We start from the raw sequence: 16140 nt of genomic DNA on the forward strand, positions 1-16140 counted from the left end.
GATCGCCACCACTGTTTGATTGAGCAGTTGGGCGCGATCGCGTGGTGTCGAACGCATGGCATTGACCCGAAAAAATACAACACAAAAAACTCAGAACTGTGGGAAATATTGGTACCTTTTTTCCCATCAGACGAACACTTCTATGTTAATTCAATAGGTTGATGACAATATTCCAGAACATTGTCATTGTACTCATAAAACGATATTAGGGATGGAAGTTCGACTGTATGGAATTAAAATTGAAAGGCTGCTTTTGGGAAATATTTTATAGTTCTTAAGCAAGATAATTTCAGAGACAATAAGTGTTAATGATTACAAGATTTTAAGGAAAAAATAAACGTCTTGGTCGAGGTAGCTCTCAGAGATTTGTTAAACTAGAAAATAATTGTAAATATTAGTTTACGAAGAATGGGGATTGATGAATAGGGAGTGGGAACCCAAGAGTTTGGGTCAATGTGTCTACACTAAAACTCTGGGTTGTAGCTATATCCCCAGTCCTTCCAGTCCCTTGCTTGACAAAAACCGCGATCGCACCGAAAAGAGGTTCCTCATGCATCCAAGTCCCCTGCTGTTGACGAAAGAACTCCCCACCCTGCACTACACTTCTACACCCAATCGCTTCGATGAAAGCTGGGAAGCCCCCCTGGCAACGCTTTTGGGCGTCGGACGTGCCGCTGGGGCTGACTTTGTGGAGTTTTTCTTAGAGCGGGTCAACTACATCAGTTGTTTAGCCGAAGATGATATCATCACCAGCATCTCACCCCGCCTCTCCACAGGCGCTGGCGTGAGAGTGTTTCGGGGTCATGCGGATTGCTATGTTAGCACGAACGATCTATCCTTTTCCGGCCTAAAAGCTGCCCTCGAAAAAGCCCTTTCCATTCAGGGACTCCAACTCCCGGCACCGAACGCCCATATCCCAGAAATTAACCTGGAATTGCTCAGAGATTACGCCACCAAAAGAGGCAAAGATACGTGGCTTTCTCAATGTAGCTCCATGCGCGAAATGGGTGAAGTGCTTTTAGATGCTAACCAGCAGCTTAATCTCAAAGCCAGTCACGTTCAATCGAGACGCGCTACCTATTTCCGCGACTGGCAAGAAGTGTTAATCGCCTCCAGTGATGGCACCTTCGCCCGTGATATTCGCCTGACGCAATCGGTAGGATATAGCTTGTTGTGTGCGGATGGTGCAAATCGCTCATCAATTAATCAACGTGCTGGCAATACCAGTGACCCTGGATTTTTGCGCTCGTGGGACTATAAGTCTACGGCTGAAGATGTCGCTGAATCCGCGGGGAAAATGCTCTATGCGGATTATGTCGAATCCGGGACTTATCCCATTATCATGGCCAATCAATTTGGTGGGGTAATTTTCCATGAAGCCTGCGGACACTTACTAGAAACCACACAAATTGAGAAAAAAACCACGCCCTTTGCTGATAAAAAAGGCGAAAAAATTGCTCATGAAAGCTTAACCGCCTGGGATGAAGGACGCTCTGAAAGTGCCTTTGGCACCATTGACATGGACGATGAAGGAATGCCGGCCCAAAGGACTCTATTAATAGAAAACGGCATTCTCAAAAACTTTATCGCTGATCGCGCCGGTTCTGTACGGACTGGACATCCCAGAACAGGCAGTGGGCGTCGCCAGAACTATACGTTTGCCGCCGCTTCTCGGATGCGTAATACCTACATTGCGCCAGGAAACTACACTAACGAAGACTTATTCGCCTCCATTGATAAAGGCATCTACTGCAAGAAAATGGGCGGTGGTAGTGTAGGCGCGACAGGGCAATTTAACTTTGGTGTAGATGAAGCCTACCTCATTGAAAACGGTAAGATTACCAAACCGCTAAAGGGTGCCATTCTCATTGGAGAAGCCACGGAAATTATGCATAAAATTTCTATGTGTTCTCAAGACTTGGGATTAGCGGCTGGCTTCTGTGGTTCTGTGAGTGGCAGTATTTACGTAACGGTAGGACAGCCCCATATCAAGGTTGATTCGATTACTGTCGGGGGACGTTAACAATTTTGGATTTCCCAAATTTCAAATCAAATCATCCAAAATCCAACCTCTAAAATTGACTATGCCCAAGATTGACGATATTGCAACTCAAGCCAAAGATAGTGCTAGTAAATTAGGTATCAAGAAATTTGATATCTATGGCTCAACGGTCGATGAAACCAGTGTTCAAGTCGAGGGCGGAGAGCCAAAACAAGTTAAAGCCTCTAATCGTTCGAGTGTCATTGTTCGTGTCTGGAATGAAGAGAATACCGTCGGAGTTACCAGCACGACAGACGTAAATTCCGAAGGACTTGAATTAGCTTTAAAAACAGCTTATGAAGCTAGTTTTTTTGGGGTAAAAGAACATGTGCCTGATTTTAGCCCTGAAGCCTCTGTTCCGATTGAGGATAGCTCTAATGGAAAAACAGCACAGGCTCCCGTCTCACAATTAATTGACAACCTCATCCAAGCCGAAAAAGAACTGCTGAACGCTCATCCAGCAATTAAAGGTGTGCCTTACAACGGCATGTCTCAAAGAGATTTGGAGCGCTTTTATCTGAACAGCGAAGACGCCCTGCGAACAGAAGCTCGTTCCTATGCCTCGCTCTATCTTTATAGTAAGACGGAAGAAGAAGGGAAAAAGCCTCGTAGTGGTGGCGCGTTTAGAATCAGCCATAGTTTAAATGACCTTGATGTTCAGGGTTGCTTGAAAGAAGCAGCCGAAAAAACTATTAGTCATTTAAATTACGAAAAAGTCAAGTCAGGCAAATATCGAGTCGTCTTCTCGCCGGAGGCATTTTTGAGCTTGCTGGGGGCTTTTTCCAATCTTTTCAATGCTCAAAATATTCTGGATAAGCAAAGTCTTTCTACTCCCGACTCTTTGGGGACAGAAATTGCCTCGCCTTTCCTGTGTGTGGCTGATGATGCGCGGCATCCTGATAACGTAGCATCAACCTTGTTTGATGGAGAAGGTACACCAACTCGCCGCGTGGAGCTAATTCGTAATGGTGTCCTGAGTCATTTTCTGCACAGCGTCGGTACAGCGAAACGGATGAACCAAAATCCCACGGGGCATGGAAATATTGGCGCTAAAGTAACCGTTAGTCCACATTTTTACCATGTTTATTCTGGAGTGGCGGCTGAGCAAGAATATAGCCTGGAAACAGCGGAAAATGTAATTTTCATTGATGATTTACAGGCACTTCATGCCGGAGTGAAAGCCTTACAAGGTTCTTTCTCTCTGCCCTTTGATGGTTGGATGGTTAATCAGGGAGAACGCATCAGTATTGAGTCTGCAACTGTTGCTGGAGACTTTCTTGATGTTTTAAAGTCGATCATTTTTCTGGAGAAAGAGGCCGAATTGACTCCAGGAGGTATTTGTCCAAGAGTTTGGGTTGAAGAACTTTCCATTACGGGAGAGTAAGTTAATCGATAGGGTGCGTTAATAACGCACCCTACCATTAGAGATCACTGGTTTCGAGGTGTATTTCTAACTGTTTGATTCTCTGTTCCGTTGTACGAACTAGACAAGTATTTTTACTTACATTACCAGCGCTAACGGCTTCAAATTCACACCCAGAATCTCGGAATTTTATCCAAGTTGATTCTGCTTTTTCTAATTTTTTCTGACGAGAGTTGGATAAGCGTTGTTTTAAGCGTTGGTAAGTTTGATTGAGTTTATAATCTGAGTCGCGGTAATTGTTGCCAACAGCTCTTGGCATTTTGGCTTGACGATAAGAATTTAGATCGGCTATTCTCTGCTGCGTGATGTTAGCACGGCAGGCGGCAACTAATCCCGGTTGCATAGTACCGCCTTCGGCAAAACTGCCCGAAAAATCGCATTCACTATCTCGAAATTTAACCCATGATTGTTGGGCATTGACTAACTTTGTACCTCTTGCTCCTGCTAATTTGGAAATTACTAATTGATAAACTCGGTTTAACTCTCGATCTGCTTTTTGCCAACGTAATCCCTCACAAGCATTCATTTCAGATTGAGTTTGGGGATTGTTACAATTAGGGGCTTGGGTTAGAAGTTGGGGTGTGGTTTGGGTATGTGCTAAATTTTCAGCTTTAGCTAAGAGTGGACTCATGGAAGTCAAGAGTAAGCTCAAACTAGCAAGGGAACTCAACCCTTGTGACAGGTTTTTAGGGCTTAAATTAGGTACAATAATTGATAATTTTTTCATTTAGGTATTTGGTTGAGTGAGCCGATTATTTTACATTGCATTAGATTGGGCAAATATATAAATCTAATGTTTAAAAACCACAGAGAACACAGAGGCACAGAGTAAAAATAAGGAGAAAAGTAAGAGGAGGACGAAGGATTGAGAATGCTTTTTAAATCATCCCAGCTCCCAACTTTTAATGATTTCTCGAAGTTCGGCTACATCGAGAGAATCACAAATAAAGGCTTGGCGCAGTAAGTTATTGGGAATAAATTCATCGTATTTTTGTAACCGAGGACATTCCTCAGAACTGACTAAGTCATAACCTGTCAAGTCTTTTTTACAAAATGATTTAACTTCATCTCTGAGTTGTTCCAGGCTACTTTTACCTAATTTTAGGGTCAAAAAGTAGGGAGAGACTCCTCCAATACTGCGGATATCCAGAGTATATCTGACGAAAAAATTGAAAAATCGTTCCAACGTGCGGTAGGCAACTGTTCCCATCCAGGGAAAAATACAGCAGGTATTTCCTTCGAGGAGGATGATATTATCTTGTTCTAATTGAGCGCTTCGAGCCAGATTTCGAGCCGCTTTTAATCTCTCTTGAGCTTGGGGTTGCAGGTAAGGATACTCAATATTTTCAACTAAAATACGTCTCATCCGTTGGAGAATTTTCGTATGAATGGTGCCGCCGCCCCCGCGCCAGGAACTACGGGCAATTCCCTCCACTTGCTTGACAAATGCTGTTTTTCTTTTTAAATCAATCTCTAATACTTCCCACGTTCTACCGGCTAGAGCAAATCGATTTCCCGGTATGGGGGGTATAACAATACTGCCGATTTCTTGGGATTCGTCTCGAACACTATATTCCATGTTGTAGGGAAAAACAGCATAAAAGTGAAAATTTCGGACAATTTTTTCTCCGGTTAAACCAACTAGCAATCCTCCTTTTTCTGTCAGTTGAATATGGTCAATATCGATGAGATATCGTAGTAGCTGTCGAAAATCATCTTGGGAGATTGCCGCAAAGGGAGGTAGAGTTAAAACTTTTTGGGCAAGGGCAGCCGATGAGAGTTCCCCCATCGACGCCAAGATACTCATCGTCTGGTGATAAAGCAAACTGAAAGGGCATTGAATTGGTTGTATCGGCTCAATCCAACGTTCTTCGGCATACAGTTGAATGATGGCAATGCACTGCAAGAGTTGCCAGGGAATTTGTTCGGGTAGCCATTCCTCCCCTAAGGGTTCATCTTCTGTGCAAATGAAGCGCATATCCGCCGGGGTGCCTCGTCTGCCGGTACGTCCCAATCGCTGCAAGAAACTGGCGACGGAAAGCGGGGCATCTAGTTGGATGACTCGTTCTAATTGTCCGATATCAATACCGAGTTCTAGGGTAACAGTGGCGGCGGTGACGGCTGGGGCATTACCTTGCATCGCATCCTCAGCCGTTTCTCGGAGTGAGGATGCGATGCTCCCGTGATGGACGTGATAAATATCGGGATAACTTTCTGCTTGGGCAATCTGTCGCAGGTTTGCGATCGCAGATTCGGCTTGGGTACGATTGTTGACGAAGATGAGGCACTTGCTGGATTTACTGATATCGAAGAGGTAGCGGTAGTAGGGATTGATTGGACTTACCCCCCTAGCCCTCCTCACTAAAGCTCCGGTTAGCAAGGGGGGAACCGGACTTTTCTTACCTTCTTCTTGCCGCCCAAGTTGGGGAGGGCTGATGGCTGAGTTATCTTTGTCAGGTAGGTAAAAGTGTTCTACAGCTAGACGTACTTGCCGTTGCCCACTCTGAATTTCAGGTGTAATTACGGGAGTTTTAGTCCCCGATTGCAACCATTCTTCAGCCAGTGCGTAATCGCCCAGCGTTGCCGATAAACCAATCCGACGCGGTGGCTGTTGCATGAATCGGGATAGGCGTGTCAGTTGGCAGAGAATCTGGCAACCGCGTTCAGAACCCATAAAAGCGTGAATTTCATCGATAATTACAAACCGCAAATCCCCAAACAAACGGCTGAGTTCGGCATTTTTATTCAGCAATAAACTTTCCAGAGATTCTGGCGTAATTTGCAGCACGCCTTGAGGATTTTTCAGTAACTTTTGCTTGCGGCTTTGGGCAACATCACCGTGCCAAGCCCAAACCGGAATATCAGCTTCTTTAAGTAAGTCGTTGAGGCGTTCAAATTGGTTGTTGATTAATGCTTTAATCGGGCCAATATAAAGGACTCCCACAGTTGCTGATGGGTTTTGGTGCAGTAGAGTTAAAACCGGAAGAAAAGCCGCTTCTGTTTTCCCGGAGGCAGTACCCGCAGCAATCAAGAGGTGAGCCTCGGTATCGAAAATCACGCGACAGGCTTCAATCTGAACTTGTCGTAATTCAGTCCAGCCGTGAGTGTAAATGTAATCTTGGATAAAGGGGGCAAGCCTGTCAAACGGCTGTTCAGTCATAGGATTTTAGATTTTAAATTGGATTATCCTTGTCAGTCATCTCGAAATAGAAATCAAAGAGCTTGTGGAAAGTACCCCTTGATTGATTTAATAGTTCTGCACTCTACAATCTGTCCCCAAACTCCTGTGAAGACTCAAAACTCAACCTCTCTATTCTTCCCTCTGTGCCCTCCGTGCCTCTGTGGTTTGTTAAAAATAGACTGACAAGACACACCCTCAACATACCCAAACAAATTTTATTGTTACCCCTTCACAATCGGATTTTTGAGATTAAACGATTATGTCCTCCTCACCCGCCCAATTGCCTGATCCAAATGCAACCCCACAAACACCAACCATTGGTGTCGCGGTTGTCGGTACTGGATTTGGGCAAAAAATCCACATTCCAGGTTTTCAGGAACACGCCCGCACTCAAGTTGTTGCCGTGTATCACCGCGAACTGGAACAGGCAAAAGCGATCGCACAATCCCACAACATTCCCCATGCTTGCGATCGCCTTGAAGATATCCTAGCCTTACCCTCGGTTTCAGCCGTCAGTATCTCAACCCCGCCGTTCCTGCATTATGAAATGGCGAAGAAAGTCCTGCAAGCGAAGAAGCATTTATTGCTGGAAAAACCCACAACGCTGACAGCAACCCAAGCGCGGGAACTTTACCAACTCGCCTCTGGTGAGGGTGTTGTTGCCATGATGGATTTTGAATTTCGCTTTGTTCCCGCGTGGCAACGGTTTGCCGAATATCTAGCCGAGGGTTATGTCGGACAGAAACGCCTGATTAAAATTGATTGGTTGGTGTCCAGCCGTGCCGATGCCTCACGTCCTTGGAACTGGTATGCTCAAAAAGCTCAGGGGGGAGGCGCATTGGGCGCTGTCGGTTCTCACGCTTTCGATTACATTAGTTGGTTATTTGGCCCTGTGCGGCGGTTGTGTGCCCAACTGAGTACGGCAATTCCAGAACGCCCCGATCCTAGTGATGGTGGTAAACTCAAGCGCGTAGATGCCGATGATACCTGTCTCCTCCTGCTGGAGTTGGAAGATGGAACACCCTGTCAACTGTGCATTAGTTCCGTGACGTATCAGGGACGAGGGCACTTTGTTGAAGTTTATGGCGATCGCGGTACTTTAATCTTAGGCAGCGACAATCAGAAAGATTACGTCCACGGCTTTCATCTCAAAGCCGCGCCCGCCGGTGAACCTTTGACTGATGTTGAAATTCCCGATCGCCTCGCGTTTCCTCAAGACTACAGCGATGGGCGTCTGGCACCCTTTATCCGAGTCGTTAACCAGTGGGTAGCGGGCATTGATGCCCGTCAAGCGATCACCCCCTCACTCCGAGAAGGGGTGTACTCGCAGCTATTAATGGATTTAACCCATCAATCTCATGACACGGGGAGTTGGGTGAAAGTGCCGAGTTTGGATGCGTTTCTGGCGAGTGGCTTGTTTGTCATGTGATAACCCCTGAGGAAGCCGATCAAAGCGGATTTGCACTCACACAGCAGGACAAGTCCCTAAACCCCAATCCACAAACAAATCGCGGGGATCGGTTTCACGTAACCAACTGACAAATCGCTTGTAGTCGGCGGTTGTATAAATTCCAACACATCCAGCCGTCCCTGCACTCGATTGTCGGTTCCAATCAATATGAATTTCAATCCCACTACGTTGAGTTTTACCAGGCTCAACATAACGCACAGGAACAGTGACTGGACCAATCCCACTTTGATGAATGGGGCCATCATACTTATTGGCACCCCCAGCCCAGGAAATATCGCCAATGTACCATTTTCCTTCAGGGATTGGCTCGTATGAACCGGCAACACTTTGGTTCCCTTTGCGGAAGAATTGTCTGGAAGGAGAACCGGAGCAAACCTCTAGTTCATCCTTTAATTGCCCATCTTTGAAATACTCCAGCTTTAATTTATAACATCCATAGGGGTCTTTACTCTGAGTCTTACTTAGTCGCAGATAATTTTTACCTGAAGTAGGTGAAGTAGGCGCGGGTTCAGTCGCAGTTGATTTAGGAGAAACGGATTTAGTAGAAGCTGGTTTAGGAGAAGCCACATCTCCCCACAACTTCTCCCAGGTACGAGGGCCAACCCTGCCATCGGCTTCTGCTAAACCAAAGTAATCCGCTTGAAAAGATTTCATCGCTTCTTCGGTTTTATTGCCAAACGCACCATCCACTTTCCCGCCGTTATACCCCAAATCATTGAGCCGCTTTTGCAATTCTTTAACATCATCGCCTTCACTACCGCGTACTAAAATACGATTGAGTTTTGGGGGATTCTTGACCTTGATAATTGCCTCTCCCTTTCCAGAAACTGAAATCGGTTTCCCCTTAGGAATGGCCTTATCTGCCGGTGCAAAGCGAAACTCTTTCGCATTCCTATATTGCTGCAATAGGGTAATTAAATCGTCTTTGAGGAAACTTTCCAGAGTGAGGATTTCAACAACTTCAGAATCTCCCCAGGCCACGATGACATTTTTCTCCCCATCTCGATATCCTTCCAGCCATTTCACCTGATCTTGGGGAGAGTCTTCCACCTCAATCGGAGTTCCTTGTTCATCTGCTTTTTCAAACAGCGATCGCTCACTTTTTCTGCGATCCACGAGGCCAGAAAGTTTCGTCTGTACACCGTTTTTTGTCCCTTTCACCCAACGCTCAAACTCATTGGCAGCACCGGAGAAGTCATTGGCTTTGAGTTTTTTCAACAGGGTACTATCTGCAAATGCCCCAGTGCCGACGTTATAAGAAAACGATACAATCGCATCAAATTGATTCTGATTCAGTGAAACATCACTCACTAAGGCCGATACTTCTTCAGCGACTTTATCACATTCAAATTTTAGAAAAGCTTCAGCTTCCTGTTCCGTAATTTTGTCACCCAGGTGAACCTTCTGCCCATTCGGGTATCGTCTCGTTCCATACCCAATTGTTGCGATACCCACAGGGTCTGAGTAAGCGTCTAAATGGAATCCCTCCCATTTCTTAATGAGGGTTAAACAATTTGGGGAAATCTTCATAAAAACCTGCTAATTTATGGCGAATGGAATTGAGTATGTCTGAGATTTTAATGTAAATGGATCAACGTCCTGTGCTGTAACTTACCGCCTTGAGCAAGCGTGTTATCTGGCGTTAATACCCCCGACAGACTTAAGATTTACTTTAGAAATCAACTCGACGCGCTGATCTTTCCCTATTTTAGAGGAGTGATTGATTACGGTGTAGGTAGGCATTAGGCTGAGATTAGAGCTGTGCCGAGAAGGACGGGTGGCAATGCCCAATCAACACTTGCCCATCTCACCGGATTAGATCCTCCTATTGCAGGAAGCCTTTTGCTTTCCCTCAAGGTAATCCTATACATAGAGAGGCTATTAAATCTTTTACCCTCTACGGAGAATCTGACAATGAACGAACCAGTAGATCGTCCTGAAGAAAAAGTCGAGTGGCTTGAAATTAAGACAACAACTGGCGCTGAAACAGTGACAACCGTTGAAGTGGAAACAACTATCGATTCTACAGGAGTTGGTACAGAGGAAAAAGTTCGTGTCGAAGAACTTAGTATCAGCGGTGATGACCTCGTTGCCAAGGTTAGGGAACTGATTCATCAAGGTAACATTCGTCGAATCACGATCAAAAATGAAGAGGAACGTACACTGATTGAAATTCCTCTAACCGTTGGAGTCGTCGGTGGCGTGATCGCAGCAACCCTATTTCCTATAGTAGCTGCTGTTGGAGCCATTGGGGCACTGGTTGCTCGGCTGAAAGTCGTCATTGAGAAAGTCGAATAATGGCGTGATATCAATTCCATTGGCATCGGAATTATGCAAAAATCTCAGCGTCCCCCTCTGCGCTCTGGAGCGTTAAAAAAATAGGGTTCCATGCAAACAGACTCAATATGACAAAGCCTTGAAGGATAAAGTTGAAAATTTTTCATCCTTTATACTTCATCTTTCCACCCTGAGAAGAGAGCCTGCCCCCGCTAGGGCAGGTTTTTTCAGGGGGTAAAGCTTGATAATTAGATATGCGAGAAGAACTTAAAAGTAGGCTCCCGGTACAAGTTTAAAACTCTTTGAGAGTAGGTAGCGATCGCACCACTATTATATTGACTGGGGTCGCTGGTCATCCACCAAGAAGCGGCACGTTGCACCGCCAGAGACTCATCATTATTACTCGCTTTATACTGCTCACTGAATATATCGCGCATCACACACACCAGAATTGAACGTGCCGTCACCGGACTATCCTGAAACTGTATGGGTGTCAGTTCTTTGCCGATACATTGTTGAGACCAAAGGGGAATATTTTCCGCTTTAACTTGCCAAGCACTGTAGAGGTCGTCGTCCGCTTTATCCGTTTCGGGAGCTGCCTGTCGTAGCGCTTCCACCAGTCTCGCAACTTGGGCATTGGAAACCTGAGCCGCCGCAGAGGGAGTGGCGGTAGGTTGGACAGGAGTGGCAGGCGACTGCGCTTGTGAACTGGAGGACGGCTGGTAGAACGCTAGAACGTTCTGAGTGTAGGGAGCCGTGGAGCCAGTGTTGTATTGATTGGCATCACCCGTCAGCCACCAAGCCGCAGTACGCCGCACGGCTAAAGACTCATTGTTGCCACTCGCTTTGTACTGCTCGTTGTATATATCGCGCATCACGCACACCAGAATGGCACGCGCCGTCAAAGGACTGCCCTCAAATTGCGAGGGTGTCAGTTCTTGAGTGTGACATTGTTTAGACCAACGGGGAATATTTTCTGGTAAAATTTGCCACTCACTCACCAGCCCATTATTCCCAGGCGCACGTTGCTGTGCGGCAAGTCGTAGGGCTTCCACAAGCCTGCCCACTTGGGCATTGGAAACGAGGGTAGAGGATGACGACGCTCTAGTGGAGGGTTTAGGGGAAGGCTGAGGGGTGGGACGCGCCACTTGCCCCACGGTTGGGGGTTTGGGCACAGGAGAAGGCTGAGCCGCTTGTGAATTGGTACGCTGCTTTTGGTAAAAACTCAAAACATTCTGCGTGTAAGCAGCAGTTGTGTCACTGTTGTAGCGATTGGGGTTGCCCGTCATCCACCAAGAAGCAGCACGTCGCACGGCTAGGGTTTCACTGTTGCCACTGGCTTTGTACTCATCGCGAAGCACATCGCGCATCACACACACCAAAATCTCACGGGCTTTGCCGGTACTGGCCTCAAATTGGGCGGATGTCAGGGCTTGTCCCGTACAGCGTCTAGACCAACGGGGGATGTTTTGCGGTAGGATTTGCCACTCACTCACCAAGCCATTATTTCCAGGAGCGCGTTGCTGGGCGGCATCTCTGAGTGCCTGCACCAGTGCCCTAACCTGACCATCGGAGACTTGGGCTTGTCCTGGCATGGCCCAAAGCCCAACACCCAGTATCACACCACTGATCAATAAACGTTTTGCTTGTTTAACCAACATTGAACTCATTCAGGTTACCCAATCGTCATCTAACTCTTTTGAGAGAATTTTTACCATAGACATACACTCAAGCTTCTCTGTCGAAAGGAAGTCACTAGATGTTTCGCGATCGCACTTAAATGGACGTAACCGTTTTAAAAAGGGTTAGCGGTTCAAGATTTCCATCCGGATTGGGGATGTATCCGCCTCAAAGAGTGATTGACAACCTATACTCAGCAAGTTTTTCTGAGGAAGGCATATTATTGAATACGGCGACTTGTTTACGGATGCCAATATAGCCTTGCTAGAGGAGCAATAACATGCGCGAACAGTTTCAAAAGCGTCAGATGATCAACATCACGTCTTGGCTGGTGAGAAACCTGATGCTAGTGTCCACCGGCGGCATGGTCATATTTGCATTACTATTTGGCATTGGGATGTGGCGATCGGGAAGTCGCTTTTTCGAGGGAATTAATGCGATTTTCACCGGCGAACCCAGTAAACCACAGGTCGATGTTCGTTCCCTCATTGTCAGTCAAGTTCGGGGTGCGAGTGAGTTAACAACGGCTGTCTTTACGATGGAGGCGGTTGTCCCGACTCGTCAAGAGAGGAAAATTGGGCAGTATACGCTCGGTGCAACCACGCTGCTTTATATTGCTTATGGTGAAGTACGGGCTGGGGTTGATTTAAAGGAATTAAATGCGAATAATGTAACCATTGTCAACGATACAATTCAGTTACAACTACCGCCCCCCCGGATCTTGGACAGCAAGATTGATGTGAATCGTTCTAGCGTATACGACTATGATCGCGGATTTTTAGGTTTAGGGCCAGACACCGCACCTCAGTTACAGTCCCTCGCCCAACAAGAAACGCTCAAAAAAATTCAAGAGGCAGCTTGTAAAGGAAATTTGCTCGCGCAAGCCAATGATCGCGCACAACTGGTAGTCGAAAAACTGTTAAACACGGCAGGTTATAAACAGGTTGTTGTCAAAACACAGTCTCCACCAACAGGGACTTGTCTTTAAAGGGTTGAAGGTTGAAGATTGAGGATTGAAACTTCACACTTCATACTTCATTTTGTAACAAATACTTAACAGTATCGATGAGTTCTTGGGGCCGGCAAGATTTAGAAACATAAGCATCAGCACCTTGCTTGCAGCCCCAGTAAAAATCACATTCTTCTGATTTATTCGAGTACATCAGTACCACCGGCCTATGATTTTTTTTAGAGCATTTGAGCTTCCGACAGACTTCGTAGCCATTCATTCGGGGGAGGATGATGTCTAAAATAACAAGTTTGGGGCAATGACGTTCCGCCAAAGAAAGAGCTTCGACGCCATCACTGGCAAAAACCACGTTTAATCCCAATTTTCTCAGGATTATGCGGAGAATTTGCTGTTGGGCACAATCATCATCCACGACTAGAACTGTACTCATAATCGCTGCTGTTCGGAAACTTACACTGATTAATGGGTAAATACAGTTCAAGTGAAGGAAATTCCGAAAATTTCTAACACATTCTCAAAAGAGCGATCGCCCTTAACCCAGAAACAAGGACTCAAGTGAAAACCTCGATTGTCCGGAAAGATTTATCTGAGCAATTTTTATTTTTACAGATAATTTTTTATAAAATAAAAATTTCCCACCCAGCCTACAAAGGCGTGGGTGGGTTTAGACAATGAAGTTATCGGGGCATTTCAAAAACAGTTAATAAACATGCACCTCAGACAAGTACAAGCTGTTAGTTGCCGCCAGAGGTGACCGCTTTATAGTGAGTGTTGGAATCTTGGGGTTTCCTGTGCCACTTGCCATCTCCACCTTGTTCATAACCTTGCTTGATACTGTTCCAAGCTACATTGATGGCTCCCTCTGTGCTGATACCGTCTTCTTGAGCACTCTTAAAGGCAGCTTTGAAAATATTTTGAGCACCTTCTGGTAAGTCGTTGACTTCTCCTGGTAAGTTATCGACTTGAATTTCAGCCATGAATTGACTCCTTTTATTTCAGCTTTGCCTTTATCCTAGGGATTCAGAAAGGCAAGTTCATCTTTCTAGGAGGTAGTCATAAATTCCTACGTTCTCTATCTGAGGAATGAGGCCGTGTGATTTTTTTTGTTACAAATAACACCAAAATTCCGAGAAATTTATCCGTTCATATTGAATAACACACATCTTGCACCAGTCGCATCCCCCGCCAGGGGTTCAAACCCCTGCGTCACAGCTAAAGCCTCCTGAAGAAAACTGAGTAAGAGTTTCAGTCCATTTTAATGGACTTGAGCTATGAGCCTTGAACTTGAGTTCAAGGCGGACTGTGGGGCGAACTTGAGAATAGACCTTTGGCAAAAATATAAAGAACCCCTCCCCTTACCAAGGGGAGGGAACCAGAATGGGAGCATGTCAGTTTTGCCAGCCATGAATAGTAGGTTGGGTTGAGCCAAAGCGTTACCCAACAGGAAAAACCAGGCGTTGGGTTGAGGAACGAAACCCAACCTACTCTCGTTGACATGCTCCCACTGGTGAGCGATCGCTACTCTCTTGCGATCGGCATTCCTAACCAATCGCTCAGTTCATAAGCTAACCAGTCGAGTTCCGCTTCACTAATACGACCGTAATCCCCAAGTGTAAAACTTTGCGTCCCTCCTATCCAAACAATAATTCGGGACTTCCGCTTACCTCGACGACCTTTTGTAGAGGGGCGCTTGATGTATTCTAGATGAGCGATCGCCTGTCTTAGCCCCTGAACCTTACACAGGTTTGGAAAACACCGATTATACGGATCGTAGGTTAAGACAAATTTCTGCTGATTGGTACGGAGCCGGACTCGTAGAAATGCAACATGGAAAAGAAGCGTTGTTTTGACGGACAGGAACACTGGCGCAAAGAACGTAAAGACAATAGATATTATTCCTTTTATCCACTCGGGTAATTCGGGTAATAAGGCTAATGAGTCACGTACCCAGCTCATGATAGAGGGTGAGAATAGTCCTAAGAATACTAAGAATAGCAGTATTACTAGAGTGAAATAGTAGAGGAACGCAATAAGGAACCACAATCCAGTATTAAAGTTAAGTCCCTTTGCGGGGATGAGAATTTCTAGAGAATCCGCATTTTTGGTCAGCGAAATTTTGCTATCGGAGGGTTGCCTGACAACTAAAGGAGCGACATCCCTTTGCTGCGGCTGTTCAAGGGCTTGCAGTGCTTCAACAGCAGAGGTCAAGTGCTTGTCTAAACTCGGTTGTGTCATCCACCTCAACCAGTTGGCAAAGGCTGGACTGAGATTAGCTGCCTGCTCAAATTGAATCCGTCCATCCTTGTGGGGTAAATCAGCTGGATGAGTGCCCGTTAGCAAGGCAATTAAAGTTGCTCCTAAACTGTAGAGGTCGGAGGCTGGAACTGTGCGAGAGCCAAATTGCTCCGGTGGCATGTACCCATAGGTTCCCACCACTGTAATCGTCCCGCCTTCTGTAGCAGCAAGAGTCTGCACCGAGCCAAAATCTATCAGGTAGACAACGCCTACACTATTACCAGAGCGATTTGTCAATAAAATATTACTGGGCTTGATGTCGCGGTGGATGACGGGAGGCTGACGCCCATGCAGGTAAATCAGGATTTCTAAAAGAGCTTTGGCTATCTGCTTAACTTCGGCTTCACTGAAGCTACGTCCTTCTTTGAGCTGTTCTGAGAGCGATTTCCCTTCCACATAAGTCTGTACGAGGGCAAATCCTTTTCCGTTGGGTGAATCTAGCTCAAAGTAGTTGAGGTAGCGAGGAATGGCAGGATGGGATATGGCTTTGAGGGTTTCTGCTTCGCGCTCAAACAGCTTTAGATGCTCCCATTCAAAGTCACTGCCAAAAGATAGCAGCTTGACCACGACTAATTCCTGAGTTTTGAGGTCACGAGCTAGCAGCGTCCGACGCCCAGCATTGTTTCCGAGTTGCTGCTGTACCTCGTAGCGAACGCCTAAGACTTGACCCTTCATGCTTTTTTGTCGCTAGCTTTTACCAGTTTCTCTAACTGAATGGTACTACTGCGATTCGATAATATCTATTGTAGGGGCGCACGGCTATGCGCCCCTACAAGGCTGAACCTAGACAATTGGGAGGCTC

General features: G+C 46.0%; 12 protein-coding genes. 5 read left to right on the forward strand and 7 right to left on the reverse strand.

Annotated elements, in window-relative coordinates; translation table 11 throughout:
- Window positions 1-550 precede the first annotated feature (550 nt).
- On the forward strand, window positions 551-2023 hold the full coding sequence (locus NDI48_00620; protein MEP0829706.1) for a TldD/PmbA family protein: 1473 nt from the start codon (window positions 551-553) through the stop codon (window positions 2021-2023).
- 61 nt (window positions 2024-2084) lie between these two features.
- A complete protein-coding gene (locus NDI48_00625) occupies window positions 2085-3425 on the forward strand; it encodes a TldD/PmbA family protein (GenBank protein MEP0829707.1) in 1341 nt (446 codons plus the stop codon).
- A gap of 37 nt (window positions 3426-3462) precedes the next feature.
- On the opposite strand, the gene NDI48_00630 is transcribed toward NDI48_00625, so the two are convergent.
- Both NDI48_00630 and NDI48_00635 read right to left on the reverse strand, forming a co-directional pair.
- Window positions 3463-4095: a lysozyme inhibitor LprI family protein gene (locus NDI48_00630; GenBank protein MEP0829708.1), complete on the reverse strand. Its 633-nt coding sequence runs from the start codon at window positions 4093-4095 to the stop codon at window positions 3463-3465.
- 252 nt (window positions 4096-4347) lie between these two features.
- A complete protein-coding gene (locus NDI48_00635; GenBank protein ID MEP0829709.1) occupies window positions 4348-6624 on the reverse strand; it encodes a DEAD/DEAH box helicase in 2277 nt (758 codons plus the stop codon).
- A 280-nt stretch (window positions 6625-6904) separates the two neighbouring features.
- Here NDI48_00635 and NDI48_00640 point away from each other — a divergent pair, with 280 nt between their 5' ends.
- A complete protein-coding gene (locus NDI48_00640; GenBank protein ID MEP0829710.1) occupies window positions 6905-8074 on the forward strand; it encodes a Gfo/Idh/MocA family oxidoreductase in 1170 nt (389 codons plus the stop codon).
- Between the two features lie 36 nt (window positions 8075-8110).
- On the opposite strand, the gene NDI48_00645 is transcribed toward NDI48_00640, so the two are convergent.
- Window positions 8111-9646 (reverse strand): glycoside hydrolase family protein, encoded by a 1536-nt coding sequence (locus tag NDI48_00645; protein MEP0829711.1) that lies wholly within the window; start codon window positions 9644-9646, stop codon window positions 8111-8113.
- 384 nt (window positions 9647-10030) lie between these two features.
- On the opposite strand from NDI48_00645, the gene NDI48_00650 reads away from it, so the two are divergent.
- On the forward strand, window positions 10031-10414 hold the full coding sequence (locus NDI48_00650; protein MEP0829712.1) for a DUF4342 domain-containing protein: 384 nt from the start codon (window positions 10031-10033) through the stop codon (window positions 10412-10414).
- Window positions 10415-10641: 227 nt separating this feature from the next.
- Here the strand turns inward: NDI48_00650 and NDI48_00655 are convergent, their stop codons facing one another.
- Window positions 10642-12054: a hypothetical protein gene (locus NDI48_00655; GenBank protein ID MEP0829713.1), complete on the reverse strand. Its 1413-nt coding sequence runs from the start codon at window positions 12052-12054 to the stop codon at window positions 10642-10644.
- 299 nt (window positions 12055-12353) lie between these two features.
- Here NDI48_00655 and NDI48_00660 point away from each other — a divergent pair, with 299 nt between their 5' ends.
- On the forward strand, window positions 12354-13061 hold the full coding sequence (locus NDI48_00660; protein ID MEP0829714.1) for a DUF4230 domain-containing protein: 708 nt from the start codon (window positions 12354-12356) through the stop codon (window positions 13059-13061).
- Window positions 13062-13101: 40 nt separating this feature from the next.
- Here the strand turns inward: NDI48_00660 and NDI48_00665 are convergent, their stop codons facing one another.
- The 3 genes from NDI48_00665 to NDI48_00675 all read right to left on the reverse strand — a co-directional run bounded on the left by NDI48_00665 (window position 13102) and on the right by NDI48_00675 (window position 16013).
- Window positions 13102-13473: a response regulator gene (locus tag NDI48_00665; GenBank protein ID MEP0829715.1), complete on the reverse strand. Its 372-nt coding sequence runs from the start codon at window positions 13471-13473 to the stop codon at window positions 13102-13104.
- Between the two features lie 304 nt (window positions 13474-13777).
- Window positions 13778-14020: a ChaB family protein gene (locus NDI48_00670; GenBank protein MEP0829716.1), complete on the reverse strand. Its 243-nt coding sequence runs from the start codon at window positions 14018-14020 to the stop codon at window positions 13778-13780.
- Between the two features lie 541 nt (window positions 14021-14561).
- Window positions 14562-16013, reverse strand: a complete 1452-nt coding sequence (locus NDI48_00675; protein MEP0829717.1) for a serine/threonine protein kinase — start codon at window positions 16011-16013, stop codon at window positions 14562-14564.
- Between the last annotated feature and the right edge of the window lie 127 nt (window positions 16014-16140).

This window comes from Microcoleus sp. AS-A8 (assembly GCA_039962225.1).
In the GTDB taxonomy this organism is placed as follows: Bacteria; Cyanobacteriota; Cyanobacteriia; order Cyanobacteriales; family Coleofasciculaceae; genus Allocoleopsis.

What these genes read in the sequence shown, in the direction of transcription:
- NDI48_00665 (MEP0829715.1), bottom strand. Translation starts at nt 13,473, where the DNA reads ATGAGTACAGTTCTAGTCGTGGATGATGATTGTGCCCAACAGCAAATT.
- NDI48_00675 (MEP0829717.1), bottom strand. Translation starts at nt 16,013, where the DNA reads ATGAAGGGTCAAGTCTTAGGCGTTCGCTACGAGGTACAGCAGCAACTC.
- NDI48_00670 (MEP0829716.1), bottom strand. Translation starts at nt 14,020, where the DNA reads ATGGCTGAAATTCAAGTCGATAACTTACCAGGAGAAGTCAACGACTTA.
- NDI48_00635 (MEP0829709.1), bottom strand. Translation starts at nt 6,624, where the DNA reads ATGACTGAACAGCCGTTTGACAGGCTTGCCCCCTTTATCCAAGATTAC.
- NDI48_00660 (MEP0829714.1), top strand. Translation starts at nt 12,354, where the DNA reads ATGCGCGAACAGTTTCAAAAGCGTCAGATGATCAACATCACGTCTTGG.
- NDI48_00625 (MEP0829707.1), top strand. Translation starts at nt 2,085, where the DNA reads ATGCCCAAGATTGACGATATTGCAACTCAAGCCAAAGATAGTGCTAGT.
- NDI48_00620 (MEP0829706.1), top strand. Translation starts at nt 551, where the DNA reads ATGCATCCAAGTCCCCTGCTGTTGACGAAAGAACTCCCCACCCTGCAC.
- NDI48_00650 (MEP0829712.1), top strand. Translation starts at nt 10,031, where the DNA reads ATGAACGAACCAGTAGATCGTCCTGAAGAAAAAGTCGAGTGGCTTGAA.
- NDI48_00630 (MEP0829708.1), bottom strand. Translation starts at nt 4,095, where the DNA reads ATGAGTCCACTCTTAGCTAAAGCTGAAAATTTAGCACATACCCAAACC.
- NDI48_00655 (MEP0829713.1), bottom strand. Translation starts at nt 12,054, where the DNA reads ATGTTGGTTAAACAAGCAAAACGTTTATTGATCAGTGGTGTGATACTG.
- NDI48_00640 (MEP0829710.1), top strand. Translation starts at nt 6,905, where the DNA reads ATGTCCTCCTCACCCGCCCAATTGCCTGATCCAAATGCAACCCCACAA.
- NDI48_00645 (MEP0829711.1), bottom strand. Translation starts at nt 9,646, where the DNA reads ATGAAGATTTCCCCAAATTGTTTAACCCTCATTAAGAAATGGGAGGGA.